Origin of the sequence: Trebonia sp. (assembly GCF_030042015.1) — a bacterium.
In the GTDB taxonomy this organism is placed as follows: domain Bacteria; phylum Actinomycetota; class Actinomycetes; order Streptosporangiales; family Streptosporangiaceae; genus Trebonia.
Map to the genome: position 1 here is coordinate 1 of NZ_JASIAL010000245.1, position 5,216 is coordinate 5,216.

Genomic DNA, 5,216 nt, shown 5'->3' on the forward strand with positions numbered 1-5,216 from the left:
CACGCGCCCCGGGCGGCGGGTCGGCGCGCCAGGCGGCGCGGGCGGGGGCAGCGGCAGCGGGGGCAGGCGCTCGACCAGCCCCGTGATCGCGTCCATCGCCGCGCGGGTCCTGTCTTCGATGGCGGTCACGATTCCTCCCCGAGCATCCGGCCGAGCGCCGCGAGCGCCCGGGACAGCGAGGACTTGACGGTGCCGCGGCTGATTCCCATCGCGCGCGCGGTCTCCTCCTCCGACAGGCCGAAGTAGAACCGCAGCACCAGGGCTTCGCGCTGCCGGTCCGGCAGCCTGCGCACCGCGAGGATCACCTTCCGGTGCTCCTCGCCAAGCAGCACCAGGGCCTCGGCGGACTCGTACACCGAGTTCGCGTCCGGCGCGGCCGCCCGGTCGCGCCGGACGCGCCGTGTCTGCTGCCGCAAGGCGGCGCGGCAGCCGTTGAGCACGCTGGAGCGCACGTAGGTCAGCGCGTGGCCTGGGTCGGCGAGCCGGTCCCAGTTCCGGTACAGCCCGAAGAACGCGTCCTGCACGACGTCTTCGGCGGCGGGCCGGTCGCCGAGCATGATGACGGCCAGCCGGATCAGGCCGAACGCGTGCGCCTCGTACAGCGCGGTCACGCCGTCCGCGGCCCCGGCGTCGGCCGGGGCCGGGGCCGGCGGGTGCGCGGGTCTAGCGGTGTCTGTGTCCACGGAGTCCACGAAGCAGAGATGCCGCCGACCGCACCTGGTTGCCTGAGCGGGGCGAGAAATTCAGACGATATCTCGCCCCGCGGTGGTCTGGCGACCTCTCACCAGGCGACCGCGTCCGGCAGGGCGACGCCGCCGTCCAGCGGGAACGGAATCACGGTGAACGTGCCCCCGGCGACCACGCCGACCCAGTTCCGCTGCGGCCCCGTCGGGTCGCTCTCCGAGGCGGAGTTCAGCCAGCCGATTATCGTGTTGCCCGACGCGCTGGACCACAAGATCTCTGCGGTGACCTCGCCGGTGCACGTGGTCTGGTCGATGTACAGCGCGCGCTCCAGGTCGCCGGTCGCCGCTGAATACCGCAGGAAACCCATGGCGTTGTCCCACATCGGCGAGCACTTGCTGACCACGTGGGTGGTGGCGGCGGGCATCCCGGTGGCACCGCAGATGAGCGCTGACCCGTCGCCGACGGCGTTCGGCGTGTTGTCGCAGGCGAGCTGGTACCCGGGGACCTGCCCGCGGCCGGGATAAGACCAGGCGAGTCGGCTGCCCGCGATCAGGTCTTGCCCCAGGTTGCTGATTTGCAGTATCCGTTCGTTCGCCTGGTTCCGGAATGTCAGCGTGCGCCCGTCGGCCGACCAGAACACGGTGGAGTTACTGTCCAGGCGATACGTCTGTTCGGGGTAGCTGATCGTGCCCGATGGGCCGATCCAGGTCCGCAGCAGCGCGCCGGTGGCCACCGAATAGATCGACAACTTCTCGATCTGCGCGCCGGGACCCGACCAGCCCGCCTGGAGCGCCACGGCGAGTTCGCTGCCGTCGGGAGACAGCGCGATCCCCTGCACCTGGATTCCGGACGCGGTCGGCGGGATCGCCAGCCTGGTCAGCCGGGCCGGGGACGCCGAACCGGGATAGAGCCGCAGCAGGTACCAGGTCCGCGGGCACAGCAGCGAGCTCCCCGCGTACTGCGAGCACGTGGTGGCGTCCAGGACGAAGGTCCGGTCGTCCGCGGCGGCCGTCACCCCCGCGAACGTGCTGCCCGCGGGCGGGCTGACCGTGGCGAGCCGCGCGCCGGTGACCGTGCTGGCGACGACGGCCTGGTACGGGGAGTTCTTGTCCTGCGTGTTGTCGAGCGCGACGTAGTACTCGGGGACTTCGGCCGGCAGGGGACCGGAGCCAGGAGGGGAGGTGCTGGCGGCAGGGGATGAGGGAGTGGCGGAACCTGCGGCGGGAGCCGCGCGTCCGTTCGGGATGCCCCGGACGATCACCAGCGAGATACCGATCGCCAGCACGGCCGCGGCGGCGGCCAGCGGTGCCAGCCAGGACCTGGCCGGCCGCGCCCGGGGCGGCCGGCCGCCTGATCCCCGCCCGTGCGGCGCGCCGGAAGCCAGCTCGGCTGGCGCCGCAGTCAGCTCGAGCTGGCGGATCTCGCGGACGATGCCCCCGTACGCCCGGGTGGCGGCGCGAACTGTGTCTTCGACTGAGTTCATGACTCCTCCGTGAGGATCCGCCCGATCGCGGCGAGCGCGCGGGACGTGGCGGACTTGACCGTCCCGCGGCTGACCCCCATGCTCCGCGCGACCTCGTCCTCGGACATGTCGAGGTAGTAGCGGAGCAGCAGCGCCTCGCGCTGCCGCCGCGGCAGCGCCCTGATCGCGGTCACCACCGCGCGGTATTCCTCGCTCACCAGGGCGCGGGCTTCGGCGGACTCGGCCGGCGGCTGGCTGAAGACGGCGGCGAGCCCGCGCCTGGACCGGCGGCGCAGCGCCGACCGGCAGCCGTTCAGCACGCTGGTGCGGACGTAGTCCAGCGGGTGCGAGGTGTCGGGCAGCTGGTCCCAGCGGCGGTATAGGCCGAGGAAGGCGTCCTGGACCACGTCTTCGGCGGCGGCGACGTCGCCAAGCACGATCACGGCCAGCCGGACCAGGCCCAGCGCGTGCTCGGCGTACAGCTCGGTCACCGCGTCCGCCGCGCACGGCGACATCCGCGTGTTCGCTGTGTCCACGTATCAGAAACGCCCGGGCGCCGCCGAGGTTGCCTGGCGGCGCCCGGATTCCTGCTGCGTGCCCGCTACCAGGCGATGATCAGCCTTGGGTTACCCTGGGCGAGATCCGGCACAGACGGCAACGGGGTGAACCTGCCGTTGCTGACCACGCCGACGTGGTCCGGTGCCGAGGCCGAGGTGCCGGACGAGTCAACGTTCCAGTCGACGATCAGCGTCCCGCCGGTCGCGCTGGCCCACAGCACGTCGAGGGCGCCTTGCGCGGAACTGGACGCGGCGACCGTGACCTTGTACGCGGTGCGGACCACCGTCGGCGCCGACGTCGAGTACGCCAGCCACCGCAGCGTCATGCGGTCACGCGGCTGCGTGCCCTCGCCAGGGACGGTGACACCGGCGCACACGACCGTCTTCCCGTCCGCGCTGACCAGCGGGAGGACCTCGAGCACGCAGCCAGCGGCGGAGTCGGCGAAGGAGAGCGGCGCCGACCAGACGACCCGGCTGTCGGCGATGAGGTCACTGCCGCGCGCGGCCACGTCCAGCAGCCGCTCCGTCCCGTAAAAGCCCTCGTGTCCCGGCGTCCTGGCCGGCTCGAGAGCCGGGAAGGCCACGAAGCTGTCCCCGTCCACCCAGGACAGCGCCCGGGTTTCTGCCCCGGCCGTGACGATGCCTGAGCCGACGAAGACGTCCGCGGTGCTCGTGGACCAGCTGTGCAACAGCTTGCCTGTGGCCACCGAGTAGATCTGCAGCACACGGGGGCCTGTCACCTTCGCGCCGCAGCACAGGGAGGCCATCGCGAGCTCGCGCCCCGATCCCGACAGCGCGACCGACTGGATGTCCCAGGACCGCGTGTCCGGGATCGACAGCCTGGTCAGCCGGTATCCCGGCGTGCTTCCCTGCGCGATCCGCAGCAGGTACCACGTCATCGCGGGCAAGAGCTCGCCGTCAGCGGTGACAGCCTCGGCGCCGGCGACGAACGTCCGGTCGTCGTCGGCGCCCGTAATCGCGACGAACGTGCTGTGCGGGGGCGGCGGTATCGTGGCCAGCCTCGCCCCGGTGAACGTGTCGCCCACCACCAGGCCCTCGGGGGAAGTCGCGCTGGTGCCCGACTGGTGCAGGTCCACGTAGTACTGCGGCACGCCGTCAGTGGCAGCCGTCGGGCGGGCCGGGGGAACCGCGCGTCCGTTCGGGGTGCCCTTGACGATCACCAGCGAGATCCCGATCGCCAGCACGGCCGCAGCGGCGGCCAGCGGTGCCAGCCAGGACCTGCGCGGGCGCGCCCGGCGCGGCCCGCCGCTTGATCCCCGCCCGTGCGGCGCGTCGGAAGCCAGCTCGGCCGGCGCGGGAGTCAGCTCAAGCGGGCGGAGCTCGCGGACGATGCCCCCGTACGCCCGGGTGGCGGCGCGAACTGTGTCTTCGACTGAGTTCATGACTCCTCCGTGAGGATCCGCCCGATCGCGACGAGCGCGCGGGACGTGGCGGACTTGACCGTCCCGCGGCTGACCCCCATGCTCCGTGCGACCTCGTCCTCGGACATGTCGAGGTAGTAGCGGAGCAGCAGCGCCTCGCGCTGCCGCCGCGGCAGCCGCCTGATCGCGGTCACCACCGCGCGGTATTCCTCGCTCACCAGGGCGCGTGCTTCGGCGGACTCGGTCGGCGGCTGGCTGAAGGCGGCGACGAGCCCGCGCCTAGACCGGCCGCGCAGCGCCGACCGGCAGCCGTTCAGCACGCTGGTGCGGACGTAGTCCAGCGGGTGCGAGGTGTCGGGCAGGTGATCCCAGCGGCGGTACAGGCCGAGGAAGGCGTCCTGGACCACGTCTTCGGCCGTGGCGACGTCGCCAAGCACGATGACGGCCAGCCGGACGAGGCCCAGCGCGTGCTCGGCGTACAGTTCGCTCACCGCGTGCGCAGCGCGCGGTGACACCCCCGTGTTCGCTATGTCCACGTATCAGAAACGCCCGCGCGCCGCCGAGGTTGCCTGGCGGCGCCGGCTTTCCTGTCCGGCCTCGGCCGCGCTACCAGGCGACGGGATAGGTGTACCCGAAGAGATCGCCCGGCAAGGGCGGCAGCAGGCCGGCGAACTTGCCATGGAGGAGCACGCCGAAGCGCGCCTGAGGTTCCGGCGGGCCCCCTTCGTCCCACTCCTGATGGCGGCGAGCACCGCGCGGTGCTCCTCGCCGAGCAGCACCGTGGCCTCGGCGGACTCGAGCGCCTGCGTGCCGTCCTGGAGCCGGACGTCGGCGAGGACGCCGCGCCGCGACTGGCGGCGCAGCGCGGTGCGGCAGCCGTTCAGCACGCTGGTCCGCAGGTAGGCCAGCGCGACCGGCGCGCCGGCCAGGCTGTCCCAGCGCCGGTAAAGGCCGAGGAATGCATCCTGCACGACGTCCTCGGCGGCCGCCGGGTCGCCCAGCATGACGAGGGCGAGCCGGGCCAGGCTGAGCGCGTGCGCTGAGTAAAGCGCCGTCACATGCCGCTCGGCCGGCCAGGCGCCGGCCTCGGCGTCACGGGTGTCCGCGTGATCCACGTAGTAAAGACTCGCC

General features: G+C 72.5%; 6 protein-coding genes. All 6 read right to left on the reverse strand.

Translation table 11 applies throughout. The annotated features are described in order from the left end of the window. Window positions 1–125: 125 nt before the first annotated feature. Window positions 126–683: a SigE family RNA polymerase sigma factor gene (locus tag Q1N79_RS13120; protein ID WP_300608819.1), complete on the reverse strand. Its 558-nt coding sequence runs from the start codon at window positions 681–683 to the stop codon at window positions 126–128. A 98-nt stretch (window positions 684–781) separates the two neighbouring features. Then, complete coding sequence (locus Q1N79_RS13125) at window positions 782–2,167, reverse strand: hypothetical protein (RefSeq protein WP_300608821.1); 1,386 nt, start codon at window positions 2,165–2,167, stop codon at window positions 782–784. Then, window positions 2,164–2,682, reverse strand: a complete 519-nt coding sequence (locus tag Q1N79_RS13130) for a SigE family RNA polymerase sigma factor (RefSeq protein WP_300608823.1) — start codon at window positions 2,680–2,682, stop codon at window positions 2,164–2,166. Before Q1N79_RS13130 ends, Q1N79_RS13125 begins: the two co-directional genes overlap by 4 nt. Window positions 2,683–2,747: 65 nt before the next feature. Beyond that, complete coding sequence (locus Q1N79_RS13135; RefSeq protein ID WP_300608825.1) at window positions 2,748–4,106, reverse strand: hypothetical protein; 1,359 nt, start codon at window positions 4,104–4,106, stop codon at window positions 2,748–2,750. Then, window positions 4,103–4,576, reverse strand: coding sequence for a SigE family RNA polymerase sigma factor (locus tag Q1N79_RS13140; protein ID WP_300608827.1), 474 nt, complete (start codon window positions 4,574–4,576; stop codon window positions 4,103–4,105). The genes Q1N79_RS13135 and Q1N79_RS13140 overlap by 4 nt, the downstream gene beginning before the upstream one ends. 48 nt (window positions 4,577–4,624) lie before the next feature. After that, a partial coding sequence (locus Q1N79_RS13145) for a sigma factor (protein WP_300608829.1) occupies window positions 4,625–5,216 on the reverse strand: 592 nt, incomplete at its 5' end.